This window comes from Propioniciclava sp. LT432, from assembly GCF_059515965.1.
The window spans coordinates 73,364-97,173 of sequence record NZ_JCAKNE010000020.1 but is presented as its reverse complement, the minus strand read 5'-3'; the positions used below and the strand labels follow the sequence as shown (position 1 = coordinate 97,173).

At 68.7% G+C, this 23,810-nt stretch carries 27 protein-coding genes; 10 read left to right on the top strand and 17 right to left on the bottom strand.

What is annotated here, in order from left to right:
* Nucleotides 1-62: 62 nt before the first annotated feature.
* Nucleotides 63-365 (bottom strand): helix-turn-helix domain-containing protein, encoded by a 303-nt coding sequence (locus AC5YDV_RS12645; RefSeq protein ID WP_496192500.1) that lies wholly within the window; start codon nt 363-365, stop codon nt 63-65.
* A gap of 1 nt (nt 366) precedes the next feature.
* The gene (locus AC5YDV_RS12640; RefSeq protein ID WP_496184835.1) at nt 367-720 is read right to left on the bottom strand and encodes a type II toxin-antitoxin system RelE/ParE family toxin; all 354 of its coding nucleotides are present in this window, start codon (nt 718-720) and stop codon (nt 367-369) included.
* Nucleotides 721-790: 70 nt separating this feature from the next.
* Between AC5YDV_RS12640 and AC5YDV_RS12635 the strand changes: the two genes are divergently transcribed.
* Together AC5YDV_RS12635 and AC5YDV_RS12630 are read left to right on the top strand one after the other, a co-directional pair.
* Nucleotides 791-1,561: an NADPH-dependent F420 reductase gene (locus tag AC5YDV_RS12635; RefSeq protein ID WP_496185163.1), complete on the top strand. Its 771-nt coding sequence runs from the start codon at nt 791-793 to the stop codon at nt 1,559-1,561.
* Nucleotides 1,562-1,729: 168 nt separating this feature from the next.
* Complete coding sequence (locus AC5YDV_RS12630) at nt 1,730-2,650, top strand: tyrosine-type recombinase/integrase (protein ID WP_496185154.1); 921 nt, start codon at nt 1,730-1,732, stop codon at nt 2,648-2,650.
* 49 nt (nt 2,651-2,699) lie between these two features.
* Here AC5YDV_RS12630 and AC5YDV_RS12625 read toward each other — a convergent pair whose 3' ends face one another.
* Nucleotides 2,700-3,404, bottom strand: a complete 705-nt coding sequence (locus tag AC5YDV_RS12625) for a DUF6036 family nucleotidyltransferase (protein WP_496185155.1) — start codon at nt 3,402-3,404, stop codon at nt 2,700-2,702.
* A gap of 4 nt (nt 3,405-3,408) precedes the next feature.
* Nucleotides 3,409-3,903 carry a helix-turn-helix domain-containing protein gene (locus AC5YDV_RS12620; protein ID WP_496192501.1) on the bottom strand — a complete coding sequence of 165 codons (495 nt, stop codon included), beginning with the start codon at nt 3,901-3,903 and terminating at the stop codon, nt 3,409-3,411.
* 516 nt (nt 3,904-4,419) lie between these two features.
* On the opposite strand from AC5YDV_RS12620, the gene AC5YDV_RS12615 reads away from it, so the two are divergent.
* Together AC5YDV_RS12615 and AC5YDV_RS12610 are read left to right on the top strand one after the other, a co-directional pair.
* Nucleotides 4,420-4,662 carry an IS110 family transposase gene (locus tag AC5YDV_RS12615; protein WP_496185158.1) on the top strand — a complete coding sequence of 81 codons (243 nt, stop codon included), beginning with the start codon at nt 4,420-4,422 and terminating at the stop codon, nt 4,660-4,662.
* 452 nt (nt 4,663-5,114) lie between these two features.
* A complete protein-coding gene (locus tag AC5YDV_RS12610; protein WP_496185159.1) occupies nt 5,115-5,318 on the top strand; it encodes a cold-shock protein in 204 nt (67 codons plus the stop codon).
* 239 nt (nt 5,319-5,557) lie between these two features.
* Here the strand turns inward: AC5YDV_RS12610 and AC5YDV_RS12605 are convergent, their stop codons facing one another.
* The 5 genes from AC5YDV_RS12605 to AC5YDV_RS12585 all read right to left on the bottom strand — a co-directional run bounded on the left by AC5YDV_RS12605 (nt 5,558) and on the right by AC5YDV_RS12585 (nt 10,097).
* The gene (locus tag AC5YDV_RS12605; protein WP_496185160.1) at nt 5,558-5,800 is read right to left on the bottom strand and encodes a hypothetical protein; all 243 of its coding nucleotides are present in this window, start codon (nt 5,798-5,800) and stop codon (nt 5,558-5,560) included.
* Nucleotides 5,801-5,810: 10 nt separating this feature from the next.
* Nucleotides 5,811-6,047, bottom strand: coding sequence for a hypothetical protein (locus AC5YDV_RS12600; protein ID WP_496185161.1), 237 nt, complete (start codon nt 6,045-6,047; stop codon nt 5,811-5,813).
* A gap of 58 nt (nt 6,048-6,105) precedes the next feature.
* A complete protein-coding gene (locus tag AC5YDV_RS12595) occupies nt 6,106-6,810 on the bottom strand; it encodes a class I SAM-dependent methyltransferase (RefSeq protein WP_496185162.1) in 705 nt (234 codons plus the stop codon).
* Between the two features lie 349 nt (nt 6,811-7,159).
* Nucleotides 7,160-8,422: a DUF2254 domain-containing protein gene (locus AC5YDV_RS12590; RefSeq protein ID WP_496183949.1), complete on the bottom strand. Its 1,263-nt coding sequence runs from the start codon at nt 8,420-8,422 to the stop codon at nt 7,160-7,162.
* Nucleotides 8,423-8,519: 97 nt separating this feature from the next.
* Entirely contained in the window at nt 8,520-10,097 is a 1,578-nt protein-coding gene (locus AC5YDV_RS12585; protein ID WP_496183950.1) for an ATP-binding cassette domain-containing protein, read from the bottom strand.
* Nucleotides 10,098-10,381: 284 nt separating this feature from the next.
* On the opposite strand from AC5YDV_RS12585, the gene AC5YDV_RS12580 reads away from it, so the two are divergent.
* The 3 genes from AC5YDV_RS12580 to AC5YDV_RS12570 all read left to right on the top strand — a co-directional run bounded on the left by AC5YDV_RS12580 (nt 10,382) and on the right by AC5YDV_RS12570 (nt 13,086).
* Nucleotides 10,382-11,119: a rhodanese-like domain-containing protein gene (locus AC5YDV_RS12580; protein ID WP_496183951.1), complete on the top strand. Its 738-nt coding sequence runs from the start codon at nt 10,382-10,384 to the stop codon at nt 11,117-11,119.
* A 78-nt stretch (nt 11,120-11,197) separates the two neighbouring features.
* On the top strand, nt 11,198-12,427 hold the full coding sequence (locus AC5YDV_RS12575; RefSeq protein WP_496183952.1) for an Nramp family divalent metal transporter: 1,230 nt from the start codon (nt 11,198-11,200) through the stop codon (nt 12,425-12,427).
* Entirely contained in the window at nt 12,427-13,086 is a 660-nt protein-coding gene (locus AC5YDV_RS12570; protein ID WP_496184021.1) for a metal-dependent transcriptional regulator, read from the top strand. The genes AC5YDV_RS12575 and AC5YDV_RS12570 overlap by 1 nt, the downstream gene beginning before the upstream one ends.
* A gap of 155 nt (nt 13,087-13,241) precedes the next feature.
* Here AC5YDV_RS12570 and AC5YDV_RS12565 read toward each other — a convergent pair whose 3' ends face one another.
* From AC5YDV_RS12565 to AC5YDV_RS12535, 7 genes are all read right to left on the bottom strand, one after another.
* On the bottom strand, nt 13,242-14,429 hold the full coding sequence (locus AC5YDV_RS12565; protein WP_496183953.1) for a thiolase family protein: 1,188 nt from the start codon (nt 14,427-14,429) through the stop codon (nt 13,242-13,244).
* A 119-nt stretch (nt 14,430-14,548) separates the two neighbouring features.
* Nucleotides 14,549-15,310, bottom strand: coding sequence for an SDR family NAD(P)-dependent oxidoreductase (locus AC5YDV_RS12560; RefSeq protein WP_496183954.1), 762 nt, complete (start codon nt 15,308-15,310; stop codon nt 14,549-14,551).
* A 12-nt stretch (nt 15,311-15,322) separates the two neighbouring features.
* On the bottom strand, nt 15,323-16,732 hold the full coding sequence (locus AC5YDV_RS12555) for a GntP family permease (protein WP_496183955.1): 1,410 nt from the start codon (nt 16,730-16,732) through the stop codon (nt 15,323-15,325).
* A gap of 35 nt (nt 16,733-16,767) precedes the next feature.
* On the bottom strand, nt 16,768-17,406 hold the full coding sequence (locus tag AC5YDV_RS12550; protein WP_496183956.1) for a CoA transferase subunit B: 639 nt from the start codon (nt 17,404-17,406) through the stop codon (nt 16,768-16,770).
* 1 nt (nt 17,407) lies between these two features.
* A complete protein-coding gene (locus AC5YDV_RS12545; protein WP_496183957.1) occupies nt 17,408-18,127 on the bottom strand; it encodes a CoA transferase subunit A in 720 nt (239 codons plus the stop codon).
* 224 nt (nt 18,128-18,351) lie between these two features.
* Nucleotides 18,352-18,564, bottom strand: a complete 213-nt coding sequence (locus AC5YDV_RS12540) for a helix-turn-helix domain-containing protein (protein ID WP_496192499.1) — start codon at nt 18,562-18,564, stop codon at nt 18,352-18,354.
* A gap of 10 nt (nt 18,565-18,574) precedes the next feature.
* On the bottom strand, nt 18,575-19,456 hold the full coding sequence (locus tag AC5YDV_RS12535; protein ID WP_496183959.1) for an RsbRD N-terminal domain-containing protein: 882 nt from the start codon (nt 19,454-19,456) through the stop codon (nt 18,575-18,577).
* A gap of 43 nt (nt 19,457-19,499) precedes the next feature.
* Between AC5YDV_RS12535 and AC5YDV_RS12530 the strand changes: the two genes are divergently transcribed.
* The gene (locus AC5YDV_RS12530) at nt 19,500-20,069 is read left to right on the top strand and encodes a DinB family protein (protein WP_496183960.1); all 570 of its coding nucleotides are present in this window, start codon (nt 19,500-19,502) and stop codon (nt 20,067-20,069) included.
* A 39-nt stretch (nt 20,070-20,108) separates the two neighbouring features.
* Here AC5YDV_RS12530 and AC5YDV_RS12525 read toward each other — a convergent pair whose 3' ends face one another.
* Entirely contained in the window at nt 20,109-21,827 is a 1,719-nt protein-coding gene (locus AC5YDV_RS12525) for an outer membrane protein assembly factor BamB family protein (protein ID WP_496183961.1), read from the bottom strand.
* Between the two features lie 533 nt (nt 21,828-22,360).
* Between AC5YDV_RS12525 and AC5YDV_RS12520 the strand changes: the two genes are divergently transcribed.
* A complete protein-coding gene (locus tag AC5YDV_RS12520) occupies nt 22,361-23,422 on the top strand; it encodes a YeeE/YedE family protein (protein WP_496183962.1) in 1,062 nt (353 codons plus the stop codon).
* Between the two features lie 14 nt (nt 23,423-23,436).
* Nucleotides 23,437-23,766 (top strand): sulfurtransferase TusA family protein, encoded by a 330-nt coding sequence (locus AC5YDV_RS12515; RefSeq protein WP_496183963.1) that lies wholly within the window; start codon nt 23,437-23,439, stop codon nt 23,764-23,766.
* Nucleotides 23,767-23,810 lie beyond the last annotated feature (44 nt).

Sequence of the window (23,810 nt, the reverse complement as noted above, 5' to 3'; positions counted from 1 at the left end):
TGCCGCTCCGCGGGCGGGTGAAGGCCGCTGAAGAGTCGGCGCGGCAGCGGATGATGGTGCCGTTAAGCGATCTGGAAGGTGTCGTCGCCGACCTGGACTTCAAGACGGAGTTTGCCGCCGAGTGCCTCGACATAGCGGCGCAGGGTGTCAACCTGGGTTTTGTCGAGGTCGCCGCGTTCGATCCGGGACACGCGGTTCTGGCTGACGTCGAGCTCGGCGGCGAGTTCGACCTGGGTGAGGTCGAACTGCTCGCGGAGTTCCCTGAGCCGCCAGGCGCGGGTCTCGGCGAGCATGCGGTCCTTGTGGGCGTCGACCACCTTGCGGCGAGCGGGACGGCGCTGCTTCAGCTGGTCCAGGTTGGTCATGTCAAGCCCTCCTTCTCAGGGTGGTGAGGTGGTCGTCGAACCGTTGGTCGGCGATCGGGACGTGCCGCTTGTACCAACGGTTCCAGTCGCGGCTCTTGTCGCCGGCGACCAATAGGATCGCCCGGCGTTTCGGGTCGAACGCGAACAAGATCCGGATCTCTGATCTGCCCCCGGACCCGGGCCGTAACTCCTTCATGTTCTTGTGACGCGAGCCCTTGATGGTGTCGACCAACGGCCGCCCCAACATCGGTCCCTCGTCTTGCAGTACTTCCAGTGCGGCGACGATCAGGTCGTAGTCGTCCTCGGACAACGCGAGCAGCCACTCTTCGACGAGTCCGACCTCCACGTCCCACACATGGCTAGTCTACAACTTCTGAGTTGTACACCTCAAGGGTTGTGGCCCGCGCGACGAGGAACATCCTCAACTGCCGCGCGTCGCGCGGTCGCGATCGTGCCGTCGGTCGTTGTGGAATACCCCGGCCGCGTCCTCGCTTGAGGAAGGCATGACAGCGATTGGATTCATCGGCAGTGGCAACATCGGCAGCACCGTGGCGAGGTTGGCGGTGGCCGCCGGGTATGACGTCGTGCTCAGTAACAGCCGTGGACCGGAGACGCTGGGTGACCTTGTCGACTCGCTCGGTCCTCGTGCGCGAGCAGCAACCGCCGCGGATGCAGCAGAGGCAGCGGACATCGCGGTCGTGACCGTGCCGCTTGGCAACTACCGACAGGTACCGGTGAAGCCGCTGCGGGGAAAGGTCGTGATCGACACCAACAACTACTACCCCGACCGGGACGGAAACATCGCCGAGCTCGATGCAGAGACCACGACGACCAGCGAACTACTGCAGGCGCACCTGGCCGAGGCCCGCGTGGTCAAGTGCTTCAACAACATCTACGTGCATCACCTCGCCGCGCTCCCGCGCCCCGTGGGGGATCCGGAACGATCGACACTCCCGATCGCGGGCGACGATGACGGAGCCAAGCAGGCCGTTGCGCAGTTCCTGGATGCCATCGGCTACGACGCTCTCGACGTTGGGCCGCTCGGCGAGGGATGGCGGTACCAGCGCGACACCACCGCCTACGTGATGCCCTACGCCGAGCCGGGTACCACCTACCCCGACTGGTCTGCCCGGCCCGCCAAGGCGCCAGCGCTGCGGACCGCTCTCGACGAGGCCCGGCGATACCGGGACATGTGATCGGCCGAGACCGATCCAACTGATCCGGCCCCGTGTGGCATGTCGTGGGCGCCCCTCCGCCAACGGACCGGGGTCATCCATCCAAGTTCGAACCCGACCGGATCTGCCGCGGGTCGGTGGGCATTCGTGTCTCTGGCGTGGCCGTCAGATCGGGCCGCAGCATCGTGTATGACCAGTCTCGAGCCTGTCCTGTTCCCTGTCCTCATCGACGCTGCCACCGATCCTTTGGTGAAGGCGGTCGCTGCCTATTTGGCCCGGTATCGGGGCCAGACCCGTGTCCACACTGAGTCGGACCTGCGCGTCTTCCTGGTGTGGTGCCGGGAACGCGGCGTCGAGCCTTTGAAGGCGAGCCGTGCCCAGATCCAGTTGTACGTCCGCTGGATGCAGGAAGTCCGCCACTTCCAACCGTCCACGGTCAGCCGACGCGTGTCGGTGGTGGTCGGCTTCTACCGCACCTGCGTCATCGACCAAGACCTCCCACAGTCGCCCGCGGACTACGTACGACGCCCGAACGTGCCACCCGAGTCACCCACGCTCGGCTTGTCGCACCTGCAGTTCGAGGCACTGCTCAGCGCGGCCCGCACCTCGGCGAACACCAACGACTTCGCCCTGGTCACCATGCTCGGCCTGCTCGGATTGCGGATTTTCGAAGCCTGCGGCGCCAACATCACCGACCTCGGCGAGGAGCACGGACACCGGGTGCTGAAGATCCGGGGCAAGGGCGGCAAGGTCGTCCTCACCCCACTCCCACCGGCGGTGCAACGGGCGATCGAACGAGCGGTCGGCGGACGCGCCGACGGTCCGATCCTGCGCACCATCCGGGGGAGCCGGATGGACCTGCACGCCGCGACCCGCCGGTTGAAACAGCTTGCCACCCAGGCTGGCGTGCGGCTACCCAGAATGCACCCCCACATGCTGAGGCACACCTTCGTGACCACCATGTTGGACGCCGGCGTCGATCTGCGCGACGTGCAGATCGCGGCCCGTCACGCTGACCCGCGAACGACGATGCGCTACGACCGGGCCCGCAAGAACCTGGACCGGCACCCGAACTACATCCTCGCCGCCTACATGGCCTCCGGCACCTGACAGCGCTCGACGGCACCGGATGGGAAGGCCCACCAGGTGTTCCTCGTGCTCAGCGACCCAGGTATGGCCCAGGCGGTGGCTGCGACCGTGGCGGTGTCCGACGTTCCTGCGCTGAGCCGTCGATCCGACCCGTGACCCGCTCCCACGATGGACCCGCGGCATCCATGCCGGGAGCCGGCTTGTCGGGGCTGGTGGTACGGACTGTTGCGGGTAGGGACGCGATCCAGCGGAGGGCGACCGTTGCCGCCTGCTGGTGTCGGGCGTCCACCTGACCCAGACGGTCCGCGATCACGGTGGCGGTCACCAATCCTGCCGCGTGGAGGGCACGCACGAAGTTGAGGTCCTTCTCCCGGTGGGCGCACAACTTCGCCACGCACAGGTCTTCCGGGTCCAGACACCAGCCGATGAACTGCGGCCGCCCCGACGGCGCCGCCGTGTTCTTGTTCTGGACCCGCACCAACCGGTCACGCCACCCGGCCGGCAGTACCGTCGTGTCGAGGTCGACGCCATCGATGCTGAACCCGGGCTGCTCCTCAAACGGTGACCACTCCCCGGCGACACCCTCGATCAGGTCCGCCAACTCGGCGGTCACCGTGTTGTTGTCGGCGATCGGCAGCACGTCGACCTCCACCGACATGGTCGCCTCGGCAGGCAGTTCATCCTCACCGAAGCTGCCCAGGATCGCCTGGGACCCCACGATAATCACCGCCGGGTGCCCGATGATCTGACACGCCGTCCGGATCGCATGCTCCAACTGGTCACGCCTCACCGGCGACCACCGCCAGCACCTTCGACCGCTCCGACTGTGGCAACAATCCACCCAACGGTGACACCTCCCGCATCTGCACCGAGGCGGTGTCGAGGCCGGTCATCACACGGCGGAGCCCGGGAACGTCGCGCTGCTCCACCAACACCTCCCACCGGCCCAGGTTCGACACATGAGGTTCACCCTGAACGCGGTGCCGCAACCGCTCCACGTTCCGCCGGATCGTCGGCACCCAGTCGTCCAACGCGCCGGTGTCCAGATGAGTGGCCAACTGGCGGTGCAGGCGCCAACTCCGCAGGTGCGACCGGTCCAACTCCACCCGAACCGGGCGACGCACCACCTCAAGCCGATACCCCAAGCACGACAGCAGCCGATCCAGCATCTCGTCGCTCATCTCGATCCGGCCCGACAAGAACTGACTGATACTCGGCTGCCGCACCCCACTCATCCGCGACAACTCTGACTGAGACACCTTGCTCTCAGTCATCACGTCGCGCAGGACCTCCCGACCACCCATGCCAGAACTATAGCATTCTCAGCTATGGGAATAGGCGGTCCGTGAACGCACTCCTTTGGCTCCCCCCTCTATGTCAAGGGCGGGTTCATGACGCTCTGGGGAGTCGGGTCGTAGCATCGGTGGTAGCGGGTTCGGGAAGTGACTTCTTCGAAGTGTCGGTGTGGGGCTGTGAGCCGGCCGCGCTGGAGCCAGTAGACGCGCCCCGGTGTCCTCCCGAACCCGCCCCCGACACTGGTGGTGTAGTCGGCCAGCATGGTGCGGTAGACGACATCGGACAGGCGCCGTTTCAGGCAGCGGAGCGCTTCCAGAGCGGTCTTCCCGCTGGTTCGTTTGCGGTCGTAGTAGCCGCGTCTCAGGGTGGTCCGGGTGCGGAGCTGGACGATGGCCATGGTGGGGCAGGCGCTCAAGCGGGTCGCGGTCGAGTACGCCGCCGACCTCGAGTAGATCTACGCCCGCACCAAGGACGCCGACAAAGAACTCAAGGCGTTGGTCGCCCAGACCGGCACCGGCCTGATCGACCTGCACGGCATCGGGCCCTCCGGCGCCGCCCGCCTCCTCGTCGCTGTCGGCCAGATCACCCGCTTCCCGACCAAGGCCCACTTCGCGTCCTGGACCGGCACCGCCCCGATCGACGCCTCCTCCGGCGACCACGTCCGCCACCGCCTGTCCCGCGGCGGCAACCGGGAGATCAACCGCGTCCTGCACGGCGGGATCGGTGGGGTTGATTGACGGCGTCAACCCCCCCGGGGGGCGGACACACGGGCTGTGGGAGGGCGGAGTGGCCATGCGGTGTGGCGCGCTTCCGAGGCGCTGCGCGGCCGGTGGCGGTGTTTGAGGCACGATTATGACGGGGCGGGGCAAGCTCCCTGCGGCCGGAATTGCAGGTGCGCCCGTGTGCGCCCGTAGACCTGCAAACCCTCTACGGCGCCGCACCGCACCTGATGAGCACTGCCGCGGTTGTCCAGTTCGGGGGCGCGGCTGGTGGCGGGCGATTCGCATCCGGTGACTCCAGTTGGTAACGTACTTGGGTTGGTTGGTGTTCTAGTTGTTCGTTTGCACGTTGGTTCGAGCGCCGGGTCTCTGGCGTTGGTAGTCCTGTCGGGAAGCGTCCCTTTTGCAGCTCCATCACCCGAGCGTCCGCGACCGCGGATGCTCCGCTTTCCACACTGAGGAGAAACAATATGGCTACCGGTACCGTCAAGTGGTTCAACGGCGACAAGGGCTTCGGCTTCATCAGCCCTGATGATGGCTCCGCCGACGTCTTCGCCCATTTCTCGGCGATCAACTCCGGCGGGTTTCGCTCGCTGAACGAGGGCGACAAGGTCTCCTACGAGTCCCAGCAGGGCCCCAAGGGTCTGCAGGCGGCGAACATCACCGTCATCTGACCCAATCTGGAAGGGCCCGGCTATCACACGCCGGGCCCTTTTGCCGTTGTGCCTGCTTCGCGCGTCACCGCCCACGCCCGCCCAGTTCGATCGGGGCGTACCTGCGACCATAACCCGCCTGCAGCCACGGCTGCCTGCCACCCGCGCAGGCGACGAGCGCTCACGCTGGCCATCGCCGTCATCGCAGAAACGCTGACACCTGGCGCAACAGACACCCGCTTCTGCCGCTGGCGGCGCTGTCAGTCGCGGCCGAATCGCTGGAAGGCGGCTTGGCGGGTGGTGTCGAGAGCGGCGCCGATGACCGTCCAGGAGTCGCCGGCGTCCCGGGCGGCCTTCACGGCATCACGGAGTTCCTGCTCGGCATCGGCTATGGCCTTGCGGGCGGCGATGACCCGTCGGAAGTGGGCGGCGTCACGTGCCGGATGGGTCGTCGGGTCGACCTGGTCCAGTCCGTTGGCGTTGTTGCGCGTCTTGATCGTCATCGTGTTCACCTCACCTCAAGTAGTCGTAGAACTTCGGTCGCAGGAGATCTGCATGGATGATCCGGGTCGGTTGTGCGGCAGGCACTGCCACCAACTCCAACAGCCGACCTTGACGGTCAACGCCGATCACGAGGAGACGCTCCTGCCCGGCGTACTCGTACTCGACGAGCCGGATGGCATTGCGCCACGCGTGGTCGATGTCGGCGTCCGTGATCCCGTGCTTGCGCGCAGAACCGCGGATCTCCACGCGTCAAGGCTACCTTGACGCTGAGCGGGGTTGTCAAGCTCATCTTTACATCCGGTCATCAGCGTGAGGCGTTGTGCGTGAGCGGGACTTTCGCTGGCAATCCCGGACAGGGCCGGTTGGATCGGGGCTTGAAGGTCAGCGTGTAGGAGAGAAAGGTGCCATGGCTGGCCGCCGGGCGAAAGCCGGCAGCTCTGGCCCAGGCGGTGACCGTGCGGCGGAGCGGGTAGTCGGGGTCGCTGAGGAGTTCGCTGATCCCCAGAGTGCCTGCCGGTTTCAGGACCCGCCGGCATTCGGTGAGCATGCGGACCGGCTGCGGGATCTCACCGGTCACGGTGATGAGGTACACCACGTCGAAGAAGTCGTCGGGATAGGGCAACGCGTACACGTCCGCCACCCGGCCCTCGACGTTGGTGACGCCGTCCTTGGCGGCCCGCTGACGCACGCGGTCGATCATCCGGGGTTCGAGGTCGATCGCGTGGACTCGGCCGGACGGCCCGACCGCGCGTGCCGCGGCGACGGTGTACCGTCCGTTGCCCGGCCCGACGTCCAGAACCGTCATGCCGGCGCGGACGCCGTGCCGCTGCGTCAGGAGGTCGGGTGGTTGGATGCGACGTCGCAACGGATTGTCGATCAGATCAGCGAGAACCTCCGGAACCGGAAACTTCACGAAGTGCCGGACGATCCGGACGAGCGTGTGCAGACCCACCAGGGCCACCAGTAGCGCCAGCGCTGCTGTCGCGACCCGAACAATGCCAGCTCTCATTGAGTCCACCGCTCCCCGCTGCACTCCATCGTGCTCGGCGCCTCCGGACCATCCTGACCGATCGACGTGCCCAGTGCGCAATCGTCGACGGTCCAAAACCCAGCGTGGAGCGCCTGGGCGCCGACCGCAACGAACTTTCGATCATGCCGCAGTGGGTCTCCCGAGAAGCAATCTCGTCGTGCTCCCATCGTCGTGCTCCCAGAGCGACCCACGGGCGGCAACGGCGCGGGGCGAAGCCGACGCAGGGGATCGCCGTACGCCTGACGGCCGAGGAACGCGCGGCGCTCGACCAGGCGTTGAGGATCGAGCCGTTAGTGGCGAAGGGTAGGGCCCCAGATCCGGACAGGCGTTACCTGCGAGTCGGAATGGGTGGCACCAGCTCTCGGTGGATGCGGTCGATGGTGGCGCGGTACTGGGGCAGGGCACATGAGTGCAGGTCAGCCAGCAGCGCGTCCAGACGGCGCGGGATCTGGATCGAGTCGGCACCGTAGTGTGCCAGTTCCTCGACCGCGAGCAGGACCAGGTCAGTTGCGGACAGGCGGGGGACCACGAGTCGCACCGAACCGTCTTCGGCGGTGAGGCAGGAGTTGGGTGCGGGGCGTTGCACCACCTCACGCAGGATGTGATGCATTTCGTCAATCACCTGGGATGCGGTGGTGGGGTCGTTGACGCCGGGCGAGAGGGCCCGTTCCCCGATGTCGACGAGCTGCCGGAATCCGAAGGTGATGTCCTGGCGCAGCGAACGCTGATGGGTGAGCTCCAGCGCGGCATTCACCCCGCGGACCATGTCCTCGTCGACCCTGCCTTCCCACAGGACGCCGATGCGCTGGCCGCGCGTGAGGAAGTCTCCCAGCGAGGTGTCCAGCACGAACACGCCCTGGGCCTGCTCGGCGACCCTGAGGAGGGCGTCCAGGTCGATCTCATCCACGTGTCCATGGCGGTCATCCAGGAGCACCTCGTGGTGGGGCGCGCCCGCGCGGGGAGACCAGGTCGGGACGCCCGAAGGCTCTTCCTCGTCGGGGAACACCTGCTCCACCAGAGCCATCGTCTCGGCCCCCACGCGTGAGGTGACGCGGTTGACCTGGATCATCTCGGTGATGTGCCGGATGAACGCCAGCAGGAACGCGACGCAGGCCATGGCCAGCGCGAAGGAGAACGACACCGATACACGTGGCACGAAGCCCGGAGCGGTGTCGGTCCGGTCCAGCACCGAACGCAGCACCGTCACCGAGAACACGAACGTGCCGATGAAGACCCCGAATGTGGCCTGCACCACCCGGCTGCCGAGGAATCCTCCGAGCACACGCGGGGTGAACTGACTGCTCGCCAACTGCAGAACCACCATGGTGATCGAAAACACCACCCCGGTGGTCGAAATCATCGCCGCTGCGATGGTGGTGAGGACGTCACGGGCCGCGTCGGGGCCACCGGGAAAAACCCACACCGCATGTTCGCGGAGCCATCGATCCGCCTCCGGCAGGACGATTCCGACCGCGAGCGCGATCAGCGCGATGGCTGCGGGCATCGCCCAGAAGGGCGTCCACACCCGTGACCACCATGTTCGTCGCTTCGTGTGGGGGATGCCCCCCCGACCCCGTGCCACATCGGCCATGCCGACCATCATGGCAGCCGAACGCCCCGGGTCTCGTGGACAGTGGTCCACCCCCTCCGCCTCGCGGTGTGACCTTGCCCTGGTCCACCCTCCCGCATCACAGCACCTCAGTGAGCCCATCTGCGCTCAGGCGCAGCACCCGGGTGACCCCCAGTCTCGCGAGCACGTCGTCGTCGTGGCTCACGACGAGCACCCCGCCGCGATAGGCGCGCAAGGCGTCCACGAGCACGCCGACCGTGGTCAGGTCGAGGTTGTTGGTCGGCTCGTCGAGCACCAGCAGCTGCGGCGGAGGGTCGGCCAGCAGCAGCCGGGCCAGCGCCACCCGGAAACGTTCCCCACCCGACAGGGTCCCCAACGGTCGGAACACGTCGTCACCGCGCAGGTTGAACCGTGCCAGCCGTTGGCGCACCTCCGCGGCGGGCACCGCCGGCGCCCCGGCCGCCACCCAGTCGAGGGCCGCGACGGCAGGGTCCAGGTCCAGGCGCTGGGGGAGGTGGCCGACGCGCTCGGTCGCCAGCAGTGCGTCGATGCCGCCCGCCGACCCCCCGGCCAACAAGGCCGCGAGCAGCCGGGTCTTGCCCACACCGTTCGCCCCGACCAGGCCGACCCGCTCGGGGCCGGCGATCACATGCGTCACGCCGTCGCTCGAGAAGGACGCCAACCGCCGCCCCGTCCCCACCCCGACGTCGGGCAGGTCGATCCGGATCCCATCGTCGTCCCGCAGCCGCGCCTCGGCGGCGTCAAGGGCGGCGCGGGCGTCCGAGACGCGACCGGACGCCTCGACCTTGAGTCGGCCGGTGTTCTTCTCGGCGCGGTTGCGGTAGAAGTCCTGGGCGCCTTTGGTCATGTTCCCGGACGCCCTCAGGGTCCGGCCGAGCCGCTCGCGCCGGGCGGCCCGGGCCTCGGCCTCGACCGCCTGGCGCTTCTGGCTCCGCAGCTGCGAGGTGGCGTCCCGCACGGCCCGGCGCGCGACGTCCTGCTCGGCCTCGACCTGCTCGCGCCAGGAATCGTAACCACCCCCGTACACACGGACGTCCCCGTCGCGGACCTCGGCGATGGCGTCCATGCGCCGCAGCAGGGCGGGGTCGTGCGAGATCACCAGCAGGGTGCCGGGCCAGCGGTCGACAAGCCCGAACAGCCGCTCACGCGTCTGCCGGTCAAGGTTGTTGGTCGGCTCGTCGAGCACGACGACCGGCATCCTGGCCAGACGTAGCCCGACCAGCGCCGCGAGCACCACCTCGCCGCCCGACATCGCGGCGAGGGGACGCTCCAGCCCGATCCCGTCCAGGCCGACCTCGGCCAGCAGCGCGGCCGTCCGCTCGTGGATGTCCCAGTCCTCACCGATGGCATCGAAGTGGGCCGGATCGGCGTCACCCGACTCCACTGCGGCGAGGGCGTCCATGACAGTGCGGACGCCCAGGAGGTCGGCCAGCGTCGCGCCCGGGGTGGTGGTGACGGTCTGGGGCAGGTGGCCCACCTCGCCGACCACCGTGACGACCCCGGACGTCGGCTCGACCTCGCCCAGCACGAGGCGCGCGAGGGTGGCCTTGCCGGCGCCGTTGTCGCCGACGACGCCTGTGCGCCCGGGCGGGATCGCGAGGGTGACGTCAGTGAACTGGGTGCGGCCGTCGGGCCAGGTCAGGCCGACGTGGGACAGCAGGATGTGTGAGGACATGGACGCTCCGTTCAGCAGCAGGGGTGCGCTGAAGGCCGGAGGGCTCAATCAGCGCGGGTCAGCGGCTGGTACGGTCCATCACTCTTTCCTCACGTCGACGACAGTCGGGCCAGTGTAACCCAGGCGTGGACCGCCGCCGAGTGCTGGGGTCGCTGTCGAGGAGCGGCCGCGCGACCGGGGCGCGTAGCCTTCCGTCATGGAAGCCGAAGTGGTGCCCGTCATCCACGTCGCCACCCGTCGCTCCTGAACGCACGGGATCTCCTCGACGAAGGGAACGGGGTGCGATGAACGTGGTGGAACGGGTGGCCGAACGCCTGGCGCGGGGAGTGCGCGGCTGGATGGCCGTGGTGGCACTCGCGCTCTTCGCGCTGTTCACCGCGCTGGTGTTGCCCGCCCAGGCGGAGGCAGGGGCGTTCTACACGGCTCGCCACGCCGCCCCCGACACGTCCTTGTGGGACTACGCCGAGAACATCTGCGCCGCGACGGTGATGGCACGCCATCCGGCTCGGACGCCGGTGCTCGCGGAGTTGGCCCCGCTCTTCACCGCCGGCCAGTGGCTCGTCCTCTCGGCCAGCTTCCTGCTGCTGGTGATCGGCACCGTACGGTTCGTCTCGCGAACCCTCGACTCCCGACGGCACACGTGTCACCCTGAACGCATGGCTGATCAGAACGGTATTCCGCAGGTCGAGGTCGCGGACCTCGCTGACGACGTCGTCCTCCTGGACGTCCGTGAGCCCAACGAGTACGCCGCCGGACGCGCGACCGGCGCCGTCTCGGTGCCGCTGGGCGAGCTGCGTGCGCGCGTGGCCGAGGTGTCGGACGCCGACGGTCCCGTCCACATCATCTGCCGGTCGGGTGTCCGCTCCCAGAAGGCGGCCGAGTTCCTCGCGGAGCAGGGCATCAAGGCCGTCAACGTCACCGGTGGCACGACCGCTTGGGCCGCGGCGGGGAAGCCGATGGCCGCCGATTCGGACGAGCCGTCCGTCGTCGCGCCCACGACGCAGCCGCCCGACCAGATCTGACCACTGGCGTCCCCCTCGGGGCGGACAAGGAGGACACGGGCCACAAAGTTGGGTTACCTTAACTTTGTGGATCCCGTGGTGACGCAAACCGAACACACCGGCGCGAGGCCGAGCCGTGCGCTCGCTTGGCTGTGGGGCCCCGCCTTCGTGGCGGCCATCGCCTACGTCGACCCCGGCAACGTGGCGGCCAACCTCACCGCGGGGGCGAGCTACGGCTACCTGCTCGTGTGGGTGCTCGTCGCGGCGAACGTGATGGCGATGCTGGTGCAGTACCTGTCGGCGAAGTCGGGCCTGGTCACGGGCAAGAGCCTCCCCGCACTGCTGGGGGCGCGCCTGCGGAAGGGGCCCCGCATCGCGTACTGGCTGCAGGCGGAGTCCGTCGCGCTGGCCACCGACATGGCCGAGGTGCTCGGCGGCGCCATCGCGCTCAAGATCCTGTTCGGCGTGCCGCTCCTGCTCGGCGGCTTGATCGTCGGCGCGGTGTCGATGCTCATCCTCAGCGTGCAGACGACCCGCGGCCAGCGCCCCTTCGAACTGACCGTCATGGGCCTGCTGCTGGTCATCACGATCGGATTCACTGCCGGGCTGTTCGTCACCGACGTCTCCTGGGCGGAGGCCGCCGAGGGTCTGGTGCCACGGTTCGACGGGGCCGAATCGGTGCTGCTGGCGGCGTCCATGCTCGGGGCGACGGTGATGCCGCACGCCATCTACGTGCACTCGGCACTGGCCCGGGACCGCCACGGGCGGCCCGCCGACGTCTCCCACCTGCTGCACGCCACCCGGTGGGACGTCGGCCTCTCCATGCTCGTCGCCGGCGCCGTCAACATCGCCATGCTGCTCCTCGCGGCGTCGGCGCTGCAGGGGGTCGGCGGCACCGACTCCATCGAGGGCGCGCACGCCGCCATCACGGACGCGCTGGGCCCGGCCGTCGGCGTCCTGTTCGGCATCGGCCTGCTCGCCTCGGGGCTGGCGTCCACCTCGGTCGGCTGCTACGCCGGCGCCACCATCATGGACGGCCTGCTGCACATCAAGTTCCCGATGGTCGCGCGGCGGGCGGTCACGCTGGTCCCGGCGCTGGTGATCCTCGCGCTGGGCGTGAATCCGACCATGGCGCTGGTGATGAGCCAGGTGTTCCTCAGCCTCGGTATCCCGTTCGCGCTGATCCCGCTCGTGGCGCTCACCAGCGACCGGGGGCTCATGGGCATGCACGCCAACCGTCCGGCGCTTCGCGTGGCCGCCTGGGTCGTGGTGGCCCTCATCGTCGCCCTCAACGCGACGCTGATCGTGCTCACCCTGCTGGGTTCGTGATGGAGGGCGTCGACGACCTCTCGCCCGTCGCGCAGGACTACCTCAAGGTCATCTGGTCCGCCGTCGAGTGGGGCGACCCCCCGATCACGACCAAGGGGCTCGCGGCCCGGCTCGGCACGACCCAGGCGAACGTGTCCGAGACGGTGAAACGCTTGGCCGCCCAGGGCCTGCTGGAGCACCGGCCCTACAAGCCGGTCGTCCTGACCACGCTGGGGGAGCGGCTGGCGCGCGCGATGGTGCGCCGCCACCGCCTGATCGAGACGTTCCTGACCGAGGTGCTCGGCTACGGCTGGGAAGAGGTCCACGACGACGCCGAGCGGCTCGAGCATGCGGCGTCCGAGCGGTTCCTCGAACGGCTGGACGCGCTGCTGGGCCACCCCCGCAGCGACCCGCACGGCGACGCGATCCCCGACGCCGAGGGGAACTGGACCCCCTTGGACGCCCCGCTGCTGGCCGACGTCGGCCCGGGCGTCCACACGGTGGCGCGCATCAGCGACGACGACCCGGCGCGACTCGTCCGCCTGGGCGGTGCGGGTGTCGTCCCCGGCCTGGTGGTGGAGGTCGACGAGGCCGGGACGGTCCACGCCGACGGCACGCGGCTGGACCTCGACGCCGACGACCTCGCCGCGATCCGGGTGCTGCCCGTTCCCGTCGGCTGACGAGGACGGTACTGGACGACGTAGCGCCACCTGGACCACATCGGAGCGGTCCCCTGACACGGTGGTCCGGTATCACCCCTTGTCAGCGCATTTCGCCAGAAAGTTGGCGATGGCTCATGTGGTCCAGATGGCGCTACGTCACGACCAAGCAGTGATCAGAGGGCCCGCCAGAGCGACGCGACGGCCTGACCGCCGCCGATGCACATCGACGCCAGCCCGTATTCCAGCCCGTTCTTGCGGATGTTCTCGATGGTGCGCATCGAGATGATCGCTCCGGTCGCGCCGATCGGGTGGCCCCACGCGATGGCGCCGCCGAGCGGGTTGACCTTCTCCGGGTCGAGGTCGAGGTCACGCGCGACCGGGACCGCCTGGGCGGCGAAGGCCTCGTTGATCTCGTACCAGCCGATGTCGTCCTTGGACAGCTCGTTGCGCTCGAGGATCTTCTCGATGGCCGGCTTCGGGGCGTAGCCCATGATCCCGGGTTCGATGCCGACCTTCGTGAAGTCGACGAGCTCGGCGAGCGGGGTCAGCCCCCGCTCCTCGGCCACCGACTTGCGGGTCAGCACCAGCATCGCCGCGCCGTCGTTGATGCCCGAGGCGTTGCCGGCGGTCACGGTCCCGTCCTTCTTGAAGACCGGGCGCATCGCGGCCAGCTTCTCGAGGCTGAGGCCGGCGCGCGGGTGCTCGTCCGTGTCGACGGTGACGTCGCCCTTGCGGGTGCTGATGACCACCGGGGTGATCTCGGCGGCCACGGCACCGGATGCGATGGCCTCCTGCGCACGGCGCTGGGACTCCAGCGCGAACTCGTCCTGCTGCTCGCGGGTGACGTCGAAGCGCTCGGCCACGTTCTCGGCGGTGATGCCCATGGGCTCCCCCGAGAAGGGGTCGGTGATCATCGAGTTCGTGCCGTCCATGATCTTGCGGTCGCCGAGCGTCACGCCGGAACGGGCGCCGAAGTCCATGAACGGCTGGGCCGACATGTTCTCGGTGCCACCGGCCACGACGATGTCGGCCTCGCCGACCATCAGCTCGGCCGCGGCCAGGCCGATGGCCTGCATGGCCGAACCGCACAGGCGGTTGACGGTCATGGCCGTCGACTCCTCGTCGGCGCCGGCCTCGATCGAGACGCGGCGGCTGATGTAGGCGTCCGTGCCGGTCGAGCCGACGCAGCCGATGATCCACTCCTGGGCGTCCGCCGGGGTGAGCCCGGCCCGCTCGAGGGCCGCCTTCGCGGCGGTCGCGCCCAGCACGTGGGCCGGGACGCCGGCCAGCGACTTGCCGAAGCTGCCGACCGGGGTGCGGGCGTAGCCGACGACGACGATGGGGTCGTCACTCTTCTTCATGTCTTGTTCTCCTTGGTTCGAAGCCGGGCCGTGTGCTGCATTTTGTGTGAACGAAGTTGGTCAAGATGGGGGTACAACGCCTCAACAAAATGCAGCACGGGGGCTGGCCGGTGGGTTGATCAGTACGCCGACCAGGCGCCGTCGATGGGGTACGACGTGCCACTCATGGACGCCGACGCGGGACCGGTGAGGAAGACGCACAGCTCGGCGACCTCGTCCGGCTCGATGAGGCGCTTCACGTGCGAGCGCTCCAACATGATCTTGGTGACGACCTCGTCCTCGGAGATGCCGTGGGCCTTGGCCTGGTCGGCGATCTGCTTCTCGACCAGCGGCGTCCGGACGTAGGCGGGGTTGACGGTCACCGAGGTGACGCCGTGGGGCGCCCCCTCCAGCGCGACGACCTTCGACAGGCCCTCCAAGCCGTGCTTGGCGGTCACGTACGCCGACTTGAACGCCGACGCGCGCAGGCCGTGCGCCGAGGACAGGTTGACGATGCGACCCCAGCCCTTCTCGTACATGTGCGGGACCGTCTGGCGAATGAGGTACCAGGGCGCGTGCAGCATCACGCTCATGATGAGCTCGAAGCGCTCGACCGGGAACTCGTGGATCGGGGCGACCGTCTGGATGCCGGCCACGTTGACGAGGATGTCGACGTCCTTGGGCAGGTCGGCGATCGCCGCGTAGTCGGCGAGGTTGCACTCGATCGTCTCGATGCCGGGGACCTCGGCGGCCAGCGAGGCCAGCCCCTCGGCGTTCAGGTCGACCGCGAGGACGTGGGCGCCGGTCGCCGCGAGCTTGACCGCGGTGGCGCGACCGATGCCGGACGCCGCGCCGGTGACGAGCGCACGGCGTCCGTCGTGGAAGTTCTCATACAGGCTCATGGGTTTCTCCGATCAGACGAGGCCGGTGGCGTAGTACACGCCGATGATGACGAAGACCGCAAGGGTCTTGATGATGGTCATGGCGAAGATGTCCTTGTAGGACGACTTGTGGGTCAGGCCCGTGACGGCCAGCAGGGTGATGACCGCACCGTTGTGCGGCAGGGTGTCCATGCCGCCGGACGCCATGGCGGCGACACGGTGCAGGACCTCCATCGGGATGCCCGCCGCGTTGGCGGCCTCGATGAAGGACTGGCTCATGGCACCCAGGGCGATCGACATGCCGCCGGACGCCGAGCCGGTGATACCGGCCAGCGACGTGACGGTGACGGCCTCCCGGACGAGGGGGTCCGGAATCGCGGTCAGGCCGTCCGCGACGATCTTGAAGCCGGCCAGCGACGCGATGACGGCACCGAAGCCGTACTCGGACGCCGTGTTCATGGTGGCGAGCAGGGAGCCGGCGATGGCGGGCTTCACGTCCTCGGTGAAGTGCTTGCGGATCGTGCCGAACGCGGTGATGACCACGAAGAGGATGCCGACCAGCAGGGCGACCAGGACGGCCCAGATGCCGATGTTGGCGGACGTGGCGACCGTGACGGGAACGGGCTTGCCGACGACGGTGGAGTCGAAGGTGGTCTCCTTGCCGAACCAACCCGGGATCATGCGGGTCATCACCAGGTTGACCACGCCGACCAGCACCAGCGGCGCGAGCGCGAGCAGCGGGTGCGGCAGGTTGCCGTCGGTCGCGTACGTGGTCGGCTCGTTGAGGTGGCCCTCGCCGTAGCCCTCGCCCTTGGCCAGCGCCTTGCGGCGCTGCCACTCCAGGTAGGCCATGCCCGCGATGAACACCACGATGCCGCCGATGGTGCCGAGGATCGGCGCGGCGTACCCGGTGGTGTTGAAGAACGTCGTCGGGATGATGTTCTGGATCTGGGGAGTGCCCGGGATGGCGTCCATCGTGAAGGTGAACGCGCCCAGCGCGATCGTGCCGGGGATGAGGCGCTTGGGGATGTTGCCCTGGCGGAACATCTCGGCGGCGAACGGGTAGACCGCGAACACCACCACGAACAGCGAGACGCCGCCGTAGGTGAGCAGGGCGCCGACGATCACGATGGTGAGCATCGCGTTGCGGGCGCCGACGACCTTGATGACGGCGCTCACGATCGACTTGGCGAAGCCCGAGATCTCCATGAGCTTGCCGAAGATGGCCCCCAACAGGAACACGGGGAAGTAGTTCAGGATGAACCCGACCATCTTGCTCATGAAGAGCCCGGTGAAGACGGGGGCGACGAGGCCCGGGTTGGTGAGCAGCACCGCGCCCATGGCGGCGATCGGTGCGAAGAGGATGACCGAGTGGCCCTTGTAGGCCATGAACATCAGGAAGGCCAACGCCGCGATGACGATGACCAGGCTGTAGAGAGTCATTGTGTCTGCGATTCAGGTGATGGAGGCGGACAGGATCAGGACAGGGCGGTGGTGAAGGACGGCTCGGTCTTCTCGCGAACCTCGTCCTCGGTCACCTCCGGAGCGAGTTGGCGGAGCACCAGGCCGTCCGGGGTGACGTCGAACACCGCGAGGTCGGTGATGATGCGGTCGACCACCCCCAGGCCGGTGAGCGGCAGGGTGCACTGCTGGACGATCTTGGGCTTGCCGTACTTGTCGACGTGGTCGGTCATGACGATGACGCGACGGGCACCGGCGACCAGGTCCATGGCGCCGCCCATGCCCTTGACCAGCTTGCCGGGGATCTGCCAGTTGGCGAGGTCACCGTTGCCGGCCACCTGCATGGCGCCGAGGATCGCCGCGGCCATCTTGCCGCCGCGGATCATCCCGAAGCTGGTGGAGGAGTCGAAGATCGAGGCGCCCGGCAGCAACGTGACGGTCTGCTTGCCGGCGTTGATGAGGTCGGGGTCCTCCTCACCCTCGTACGGGAACGGGCCCATGCCGAGGATCCCGTTCTCGCTCTGCAGGTTCACGTGGACGCCCTCGGGCAGGTTGTTCGCGACCAGGGTGGGCATGCCGATGCCCAGGTTCACGTAGTCGCCGTCGGACAACTCGGAGGCCGCGATGGCGGCCATCTCGTCACGGGTCCAGGGCATGTCAGGCCTCCTGTGCGACGGCGACCGGACGGGGCCGAACCGTGCGCTGCTCGATGTCGGTGGGGGAGACGGCGCGGGTGACGTGGTGCACGTACACCCCGGGGGTGTGGACGTCATCGGGGTCGATGCCGCCCAGGTCGACGATGTTCTCGGCCTCGGCGAACGTGGTCAGGCCACACATCGCGACGACCGGGTTGAAGTTGCGGGCGGTGCGGCGGAACACGAGGTTGCCGGACACGTCCGCGGTGTGCGCGTGGACCAGGGCGACGTCGGCGACGATCGCCCGCTCGAGCACGTAGGTGCGGCCGTCGAAGTCGGCGGTCGGCTTGCCCTCGGCCACCTCGGTGCCGACGCCGGTCGCCGTGTAGAACGCCGGGATGCCGGAGCCGCCGGCGCGCATCCGCTCGGCCAGGGTGCCCTGCGGCACGAACTCGACGTCCAGGTCGCCGCTGATGAACTGCTGCATGAACAGGTTGTTCTCGCCGACGTAGCTGGCGAGCACCTTCTTGATCTGGTTGTTCTCCAGCAACAGGCCGAGCCCCTTGCCGTCGATGCCCAGGTTGTTGGAGACGATCGTGAGGTCCTTGACCCCCGAATCCCGGACGACCTTGATCAGGTCGGTGGGGATCCCGCACAATCCGAAACCGCCGACGGCGAGCGTGATGCCGTCGCGCAGGTGCTCGGTCAGTACGGGCGCGATGTCGTCGATGACTTTGGCCATCTCACAGCCCTTTCTCGTCCTCTTCGTTGAGGCGCCGTCCGCCCGTCCCTGTGGTCCGGATCTCCAACGGCGCTGGTGCACTACGGACCGTAGTTGCCGAACTGGTGCCGTCGCTACGGATCGTGCTCCATGCTTTCGCCGATCCGGTTGTGCCTTTCTACAACGATGCGCCGTGGTGAACGGCAGATCTGAGCAGAGGGTGGAACGGGGGGACGGTGCCCGCGTCACTCGGACGGGGGCGCGCCCAGTGCCACGATCCAGGTGATGCCCACGAGGTCGTCCGGGTCGTCCAGGTCCGCGCCGGTGATGGCCGTGAACCGGCCGAGGCGATGCCTCAGCGTGTTGACGTGGACGTGCAGGGCGGCGGCGGCGCGGGGGATGTTCCGTCCCGCGGCGATCCAGGCACGCACCGCGGCGAGGATCTCATCGCCGTACACGCCCTCGGCCTCAAGCGGGGCGAGGAAGGTGTCGGCGTAGTGGCGTCCGACGTCGGGGCGCGAGATCGCGGCGAGTCGCCAGCCCAGGTCGGCCACGTACCAGGCACTCCCGGGCGACCCGGTCCGAGTGCGGGAGCGCGGCGAGGGGTCCGAACGGGCCGAGCCCGGTCGCAGCGCCGTCCGCGTCGGGCCGGACGGCGACCACGCCGCTGATCTGGTCGCCGTCCAGGACCACGATCGCCGGGGCCGTCGCCGTCGAGCCGGACGCCTCGAGCCGTGAGCGGATCTCCTCGGCATCCCGTCCCCCGGGCACGTCGCACCGGATGGCGGCGTATGTGGCCGTGGGCGACAGGGCGGCCAGCGTGAGTTCGTCGAGGTGCTCGCCCGCCAGCAGCGCGCGCACGCTGCGGGCGCGGCGCTGGGCGTCCCGCAGGGCGGTGTCCAGCTCGAGCGTGTGGTACTCGGTGATGATGCGCGTCGTGAAGGCGTCCGCCACGCGCCACACCGTCCGGACGCCCTCCACCGAGGCCGCCGCGGGCAGCCGGAGCGTGACCGCCAGGTCGACGAACCGCTCGTGGATGAGGGCGATCGAGATGCGGAACCCCCGCACGATCTCCTCGACGGGCACCCCGGCGTCGTAGCGTTCCTGCGCGGTCTGGGCGGCCCCGTCGAGCTGTTCCGGCGGCGGTACGCGATCCTCGCGCAGGGCCGTCAGCGCGGTGTCGAGGTTGCGGCGCACCGCGTCGATGAGCCGGTCCTCGGGGATGGTCGCGTAGGAGTCGAGTTCGCCGTAGATCTGCGCGCACGTCTGCTCGGCCAGGTCCGGCAGCGAGGACGCCAGCGTGCTCAGGACCTCCTCCAGCACCGGGTGCTTCGCGCGCTTCGGGCTCATGCGGCCCATCGTAAGTGTCGGACGTGTCGGCCAAGCTGGACACATGGAGATGAACGAGGTCCTGAGCCACTACCTGCGCGGCGCGCGCGAGGCACTGCTGTGGAAGGTCGAGGGCCTTGATGAACGTGAGCTGCGCCTGCCCCGAACGCCGACCGGCACGAACCTGCTGGGGCTCGTCAAGCACTGCGCCGGCGTCGAGGGCGGCTACTTCGGCGAGTGCCTGGGCCGGGACCCGGGGGTCCGGCTGCCGGAGGTGGATTTCGACAACGACCCCAACGGCGACCTGTACGCCACGGCGGAGGAGTCGGCGGGGGAGCTGGCGGCGCTGTACCGGCGCGTGGGCGAGTACGTGGACGCCACGCTCGCCGAGCTGCCGCTCGACACTCCCGCGCGCGTGCCGTGGTGGGGAGAGAAGGGGGAGACGACGCTCGGCCGCCTGGCCGTGCACGTGCTGTACGACGTGTCGCGGCACGCGGGGCACGCCGACATCCTCCGTGAGTCGATCGATGGTGCGGCGGGGCTGGACCGCGCCACCACGAACCTGTGGGATCCCCCGGGTGGCTGGCCGGCGTACGTCGATCGACTCACGGTGATCGCGGAGCGGTTCGCCTGAACGGGAGTGTTGATCGGGCCCCTCGGCCGTCCATGCTGGTCAGTTGATCCGGATCCCGTAGATCTTCCGGTCGTAGGACGCCACGACCAGCATGTCGCCGAACACCGATGGGGTTGCCTCGATGTTCTTGCCCAGGTTGAGGGTGGAGATGTCCTCGCCGGTCCGCGGGTCGAAGAGGTGGACGACGCCGTCGGAGTCGGCCAAGACCCCGTAGAGGCTCCCGTCGGTGGCGGTGATGAGCGTGGGGGAGCTCCACGAGTAGTTGGACAGGTGCCGGCGCCAGGCCACCGAGCCGTCCGACTTGTTGAGGGCGACCATGTCGCCCTCGCGGGGGGCGGTCGTCCGCGACACGTTGAAGATCACGAGGTCCGAGATGGGGCCACGACCGAGGGCGGGGGTCGACAGGACGCCGCCGTTGATGCCCGTGTAGTAGGCCGGGATGTCGTACTGCCACACCTGCTTGCCGGTCAGGGCGTCGATCTTGCGGATGTTGGCCACCTTGTCGCCGGTGGCCTCCTTGCGCGAGTCGACCTCGTTGCCGGTGTACAGGAACGGGCCCGCGGGGGTGTCGTCCACGACGATGGAGGCGTCCGTGTCGTCCTCGACGCTGCGCATCCACAGCATCTCGAGGGTGGTGGCGTCCCAGGAGAACAACTTGCCGTCGTTGTCGGCGGCGAACATGAGGTTGCGCCACGCGGCGGCCGAGTTCTCGATGCCGTACTTGTCGTTGCCCGGCGCCGTGTAGCGCAGGCGTGTCACGTCGGGGTCGATCGAGACCGTCTTCGCCGCGGGATCGTAGGACGAGTTCAGCTTCACCTTGTAGATCAGACCGTTCTCGGCGGGCTCGATCAGGGTGTCGGTCTTGGCGTTGACGAGGGCGGACGAGTCGAACGCGCCCCAGTCGTGCCGCGGGGCGGCCGGATCCAGGCCCGACAGGTGCCAGACCTCCTTGTTCTGGATGAGGTCGAACACCCGGTAACGCCAGGGGCCGATGGTGCCGTTGGTGTCGTTGAGGCCCTGTCCGGCGTACAGCAGCGGGTAACCGCGTGGGTCGACGGACGCCGTGCCCTTGAAACCCCAACCGACCTCGATCGGATCCCTGGTCGGACGGCCGGTCCTGAGGTCGAGACGATGGATCTTGCCCTCGAAGACGGGGTAGATCACCTCGACGAACGTGTCGTCGTTCACGAACTCGTCCGCCAGCCCCATCGCGACCTTCGTCTCGCGCGGCCACTGGACCAGCAGCGGCTGGCCGGTCCAGCCCGCGCCGGGCCAGTAGGAGCCCTCGCCGCGGATCTCGCCGATCTCCTTCGTCCACTCGACGGTGAGCTTCTGTTCGGTCACCTGGGCCGTGCCCCAGGTGCCGCCGGTGCGGTGGTTGTTGCCCCGGAACGTGAGCACCCCCGGGACCTGGTTGTAGGTCTCCGGGTCGCCGAACACGACCGGCTCGCGTCCGTTGTACGCGATCGGCTGGCCCGCGGGGTCGACGACGGCCCACGAGAACTCGCCCGGGGCGTCCGTCATGTTGCGGGCGAAGGTGTGCTCACCGCCCGGACCGGGCCGCGGCTTGCTGTAGCCGGGCAGTTCCGGGAGGCGCACGGCGGGCGGCGTGGCGGTGGGCGTCCGGGCGGCGGGGGAGGCTGTGCCGGGCTGCTGGGGGCGCGTCCCCGTCTGCACGGTCTCGGTCGAGCACGCGGCCGTTCCGAGCACGGCCGCCAGGGCCAGTCCTGCGACGGCCACGCGGCGTCCGTGCACCATGAAAGTCTCCTGATCGTCCAGCCGGTGGGGCGCCTTCAGCGTACTGCCCGGCGCCGACACGCAGGCCCGGCGCCTTCGCCAACCGCCGCGTGAGGGATTCGGCAACCGGACGGTATCGAAATCTGAGATTGCATTTGTGTTCCGGGAATGATTGCTCTACCGTTCAATCATCTGAACCGGGCTCTCGCCCACCAGGCCAAAGGAAACTGTTCCTCATGACTCGACTCGCGGACACCCGCCAGCCCCACACCGAGCGCCTCGCGCTCGGCCTGTGCGTCGCTGCTTGTCCGTGTTGTTGTCGCGCCTGACTCCTCGCCGTTCGAGCGGTCCACACGCAGGGTGACGCCCTGGTGAACGTGACTCGCGCCGGCTCCTAGGCCCACGGCGTCCACCAATCGGACGCCAACGCCCACCCTTCTTTCCACGCACCACCGCGTGGCTTGCCATTTCCTGCGCCATTTCACGGGTGCATTTCAATCCTGCCCTTTTCGGAGCAATTGCTCCATTTCCGCCCCAATTCTCAGGAGACCCCCATGATCCTCACCGGCCTCGCGCTGGGCATCGTGCTCGGCTTCGTCTTCCAACGCGGACGCTTCTGCGTCACCGGCGCCCTCCGCGACGTGTGGCTGTCGGGCTCGACGCGTTGGCTCACCGCCTTCGTCCTGGCCATCGCCGTCCAGTCGGTCCTCGTGTGGGGACTCCTGTCGTCCGGCGTCGTGCAGACCAAGGTTCCCGACCTCCCCGTGCTGGCCGTCGCCGCCGGGTCGTTCCTCTTCGGCATCGGCATCGTCCTGGCCGGCGGCTGCGCCACGGGCACCTACTACCGCTCCGGCGAGGGCCTGATCGGTTCGTGGATCGCGCTGATCTTCTACGCGCTGCTGGCGTCGGTCATGAAGTACGGGGCGCTCAGCCAGGTCACCGACGCCGCCCGGAGCCAGAAGTCGGGCCTCACCACCATCCACGCCACCCTCGGCATCAGCCCGTGGATCCTCGTCGTGGTCCTCGTCGCCGTCACCGCCTGGCTCGTCGTCCGCCAGCGCACCAGGTCGGTGGCGACCCTCACCAACCCGTCGGCGCCGTCCGGCGTGCGTGGGTTCCTGTTCGGCAAGCCGTGGACGCCGAACGCCACGGCCGTCACCGTGGGCGTCATCGCCGCCCTGGCGTACCCGCTCTCGGCCGCCACCGGACGCAACTCCGGCCTCGGCATCACCACCCCCTCGGCGAACATCGTCCAGTACCTGACGACGGGCGACCTGCAGTACGTGGACTGGGGGGTCCTGTTCGTCCTCGGCCTCATCCCCGGCTCCTACATCGCCGCCAAGCTGTCCGGGGAGTTCCGCCTGCGCGCTCCGGACGCCCGCACCACCGTCCGCGCCATCGCCGGCGGCTCCCTCATGGGCATCGGCGCCGCCATCGCCGGCGGTTGCACCATCGGCAACACGCTCGTCCAGACCTCGCTGTTCGGCTGGCAGGGCTGGCTGTCGTTCCTGGGCACGTTCCTCGGTGTCGGGGTCGCCGCCCGCTTCTTCATCCAGACGCACCGCCGCGCCGGTGCCGCCCCCGTCCTCGTGCCGCAGCCCGCGGCGTCCCGTTGAGAAAGGAAAGTCCCATGGGATTCTTCGACCGCTTCCGCACCCCCGCCACCACGCTCGTCCAGTCGCCCGTCAGCCCCGACGTGGACGCCGTCACCCCACTGCCGGCGTCCGAGGGTGGACGCCGCTACCAGCTGAACACGCTCGGGCAGGTGTGCCCGTTCCCGCTGGTGGAGGCCAAGCAGGCCATCCAGCAGTTGGAGGCGGGGGACGAACTCGTCATCGACTTCGACTGCACCCAGGCCACGGACTCGATCCCGCACTGGGCGGCCGCCTCCGGCTACCCGGTCACCCACTTCGAGCAGGTGGGCGATGCCGCCTGGACGATCACGGTCCAGAAGGCCTGACCCGCAGCACGCGCACCCGCACCACCCAAGCAGAACAGGAACCC

Bases quoted from the DNA above. Each gene is read 5' to 3' on its own strand.
- AC5YDV_RS12645 (WP_496192500.1), bottom strand. From the start codon at position 365: ATGACCAACCTGGACCAGCTGAAGCAGCGCCGTCCCGCTCGCCGCAAG.
- AC5YDV_RS12630 (WP_496185154.1), top strand. From the start codon at position 1,730: ATGACCAGTCTCGAGCCTGTCCTGTTCCCTGTCCTCATCGACGCTGCC.
- AC5YDV_RS12620 (WP_496192501.1), bottom strand. From the start codon at position 3,903: ATGACTGAGAGCAAGGTGTCTCAGTCAGAGTTGTCGCGGATGAGTGGG.
- AC5YDV_RS12610 (WP_496185159.1), top strand. From the start codon at position 5,115: ATGGCTACCGGTACCGTCAAGTGGTTCAACGGCGACAAGGGCTTCGGC.
- AC5YDV_RS12605 (WP_496185160.1), bottom strand. From the start codon at position 5,800: ATGACGATCAAGACGCGCAACAACGCCAACGGACTGGACCAGGTCGAC.
- AC5YDV_RS12595 (WP_496185162.1), bottom strand. From the start codon at position 6,810: ATGAGAGCTGGCATTGTTCGGGTCGCGACAGCAGCGCTGGCGCTACTG.
- AC5YDV_RS12590 (WP_496183949.1), bottom strand. From the start codon at position 8,422: ATGGCCGATGTGGCACGGGGTCGGGGGGGCATCCCCCACACGAAGCGA.
- AC5YDV_RS12585 (WP_496183950.1), bottom strand. From the start codon at position 10,097: ATGTCCTCACACATCCTGCTGTCCCACGTCGGCCTGACCTGGCCCGAC.
- AC5YDV_RS12580 (WP_496183951.1), top strand. From the start codon at position 10,382: ATGAACGTGGTGGAACGGGTGGCCGAACGCCTGGCGCGGGGAGTGCGC.
- AC5YDV_RS12570 (WP_496184021.1), top strand. From the start codon at position 12,427: ATGGAGGGCGTCGACGACCTCTCGCCCGTCGCGCAGGACTACCTCAAG.
- AC5YDV_RS12565 (WP_496183953.1), bottom strand. From the start codon at position 14,429: ATGAAGAAGAGTGACGACCCCATCGTCGTCGTCGGCTACGCCCGCACC.
- AC5YDV_RS12560 (WP_496183954.1), bottom strand. From the start codon at position 15,310: ATGAGCCTGTATGAGAACTTCCACGACGGACGCCGTGCGCTCGTCACC.
- AC5YDV_RS12555 (WP_496183955.1), bottom strand. From the start codon at position 16,732: ATGACTCTCTACAGCCTGGTCATCGTCATCGCGGCGTTGGCCTTCCTG.
- AC5YDV_RS12550 (WP_496183956.1), bottom strand. From the start codon at position 17,406: ATGCCCTGGACCCGTGACGAGATGGCCGCCATCGCGGCCTCCGAGTTG.
- AC5YDV_RS12545 (WP_496183957.1), bottom strand. From the start codon at position 18,127: ATGGCCAAAGTCATCGACGACATCGCGCCCGTACTGACCGAGCACCTG.
- AC5YDV_RS12535 (WP_496183959.1), bottom strand. From the start codon at position 19,456: ATGAGCCCGAAGCGCGCGAAGCACCCGGTGCTGGAGGAGGTCCTGAGC.
- AC5YDV_RS12530 (WP_496183960.1), top strand. From the start codon at position 19,500: ATGGAGATGAACGAGGTCCTGAGCCACTACCTGCGCGGCGCGCGCGAG.
- AC5YDV_RS12525 (WP_496183961.1), bottom strand. From the start codon at position 21,827: ATGGTGCACGGACGCCGCGTGGCCGTCGCAGGACTGGCCCTGGCGGCC.
- AC5YDV_RS12520 (WP_496183962.1), top strand. From the start codon at position 22,361: ATGATCCTCACCGGCCTCGCGCTGGGCATCGTGCTCGGCTTCGTCTTC.
- AC5YDV_RS12515 (WP_496183963.1), top strand. From the start codon at position 23,437: ATGGGATTCTTCGACCGCTTCCGCACCCCCGCCACCACGCTCGTCCAG.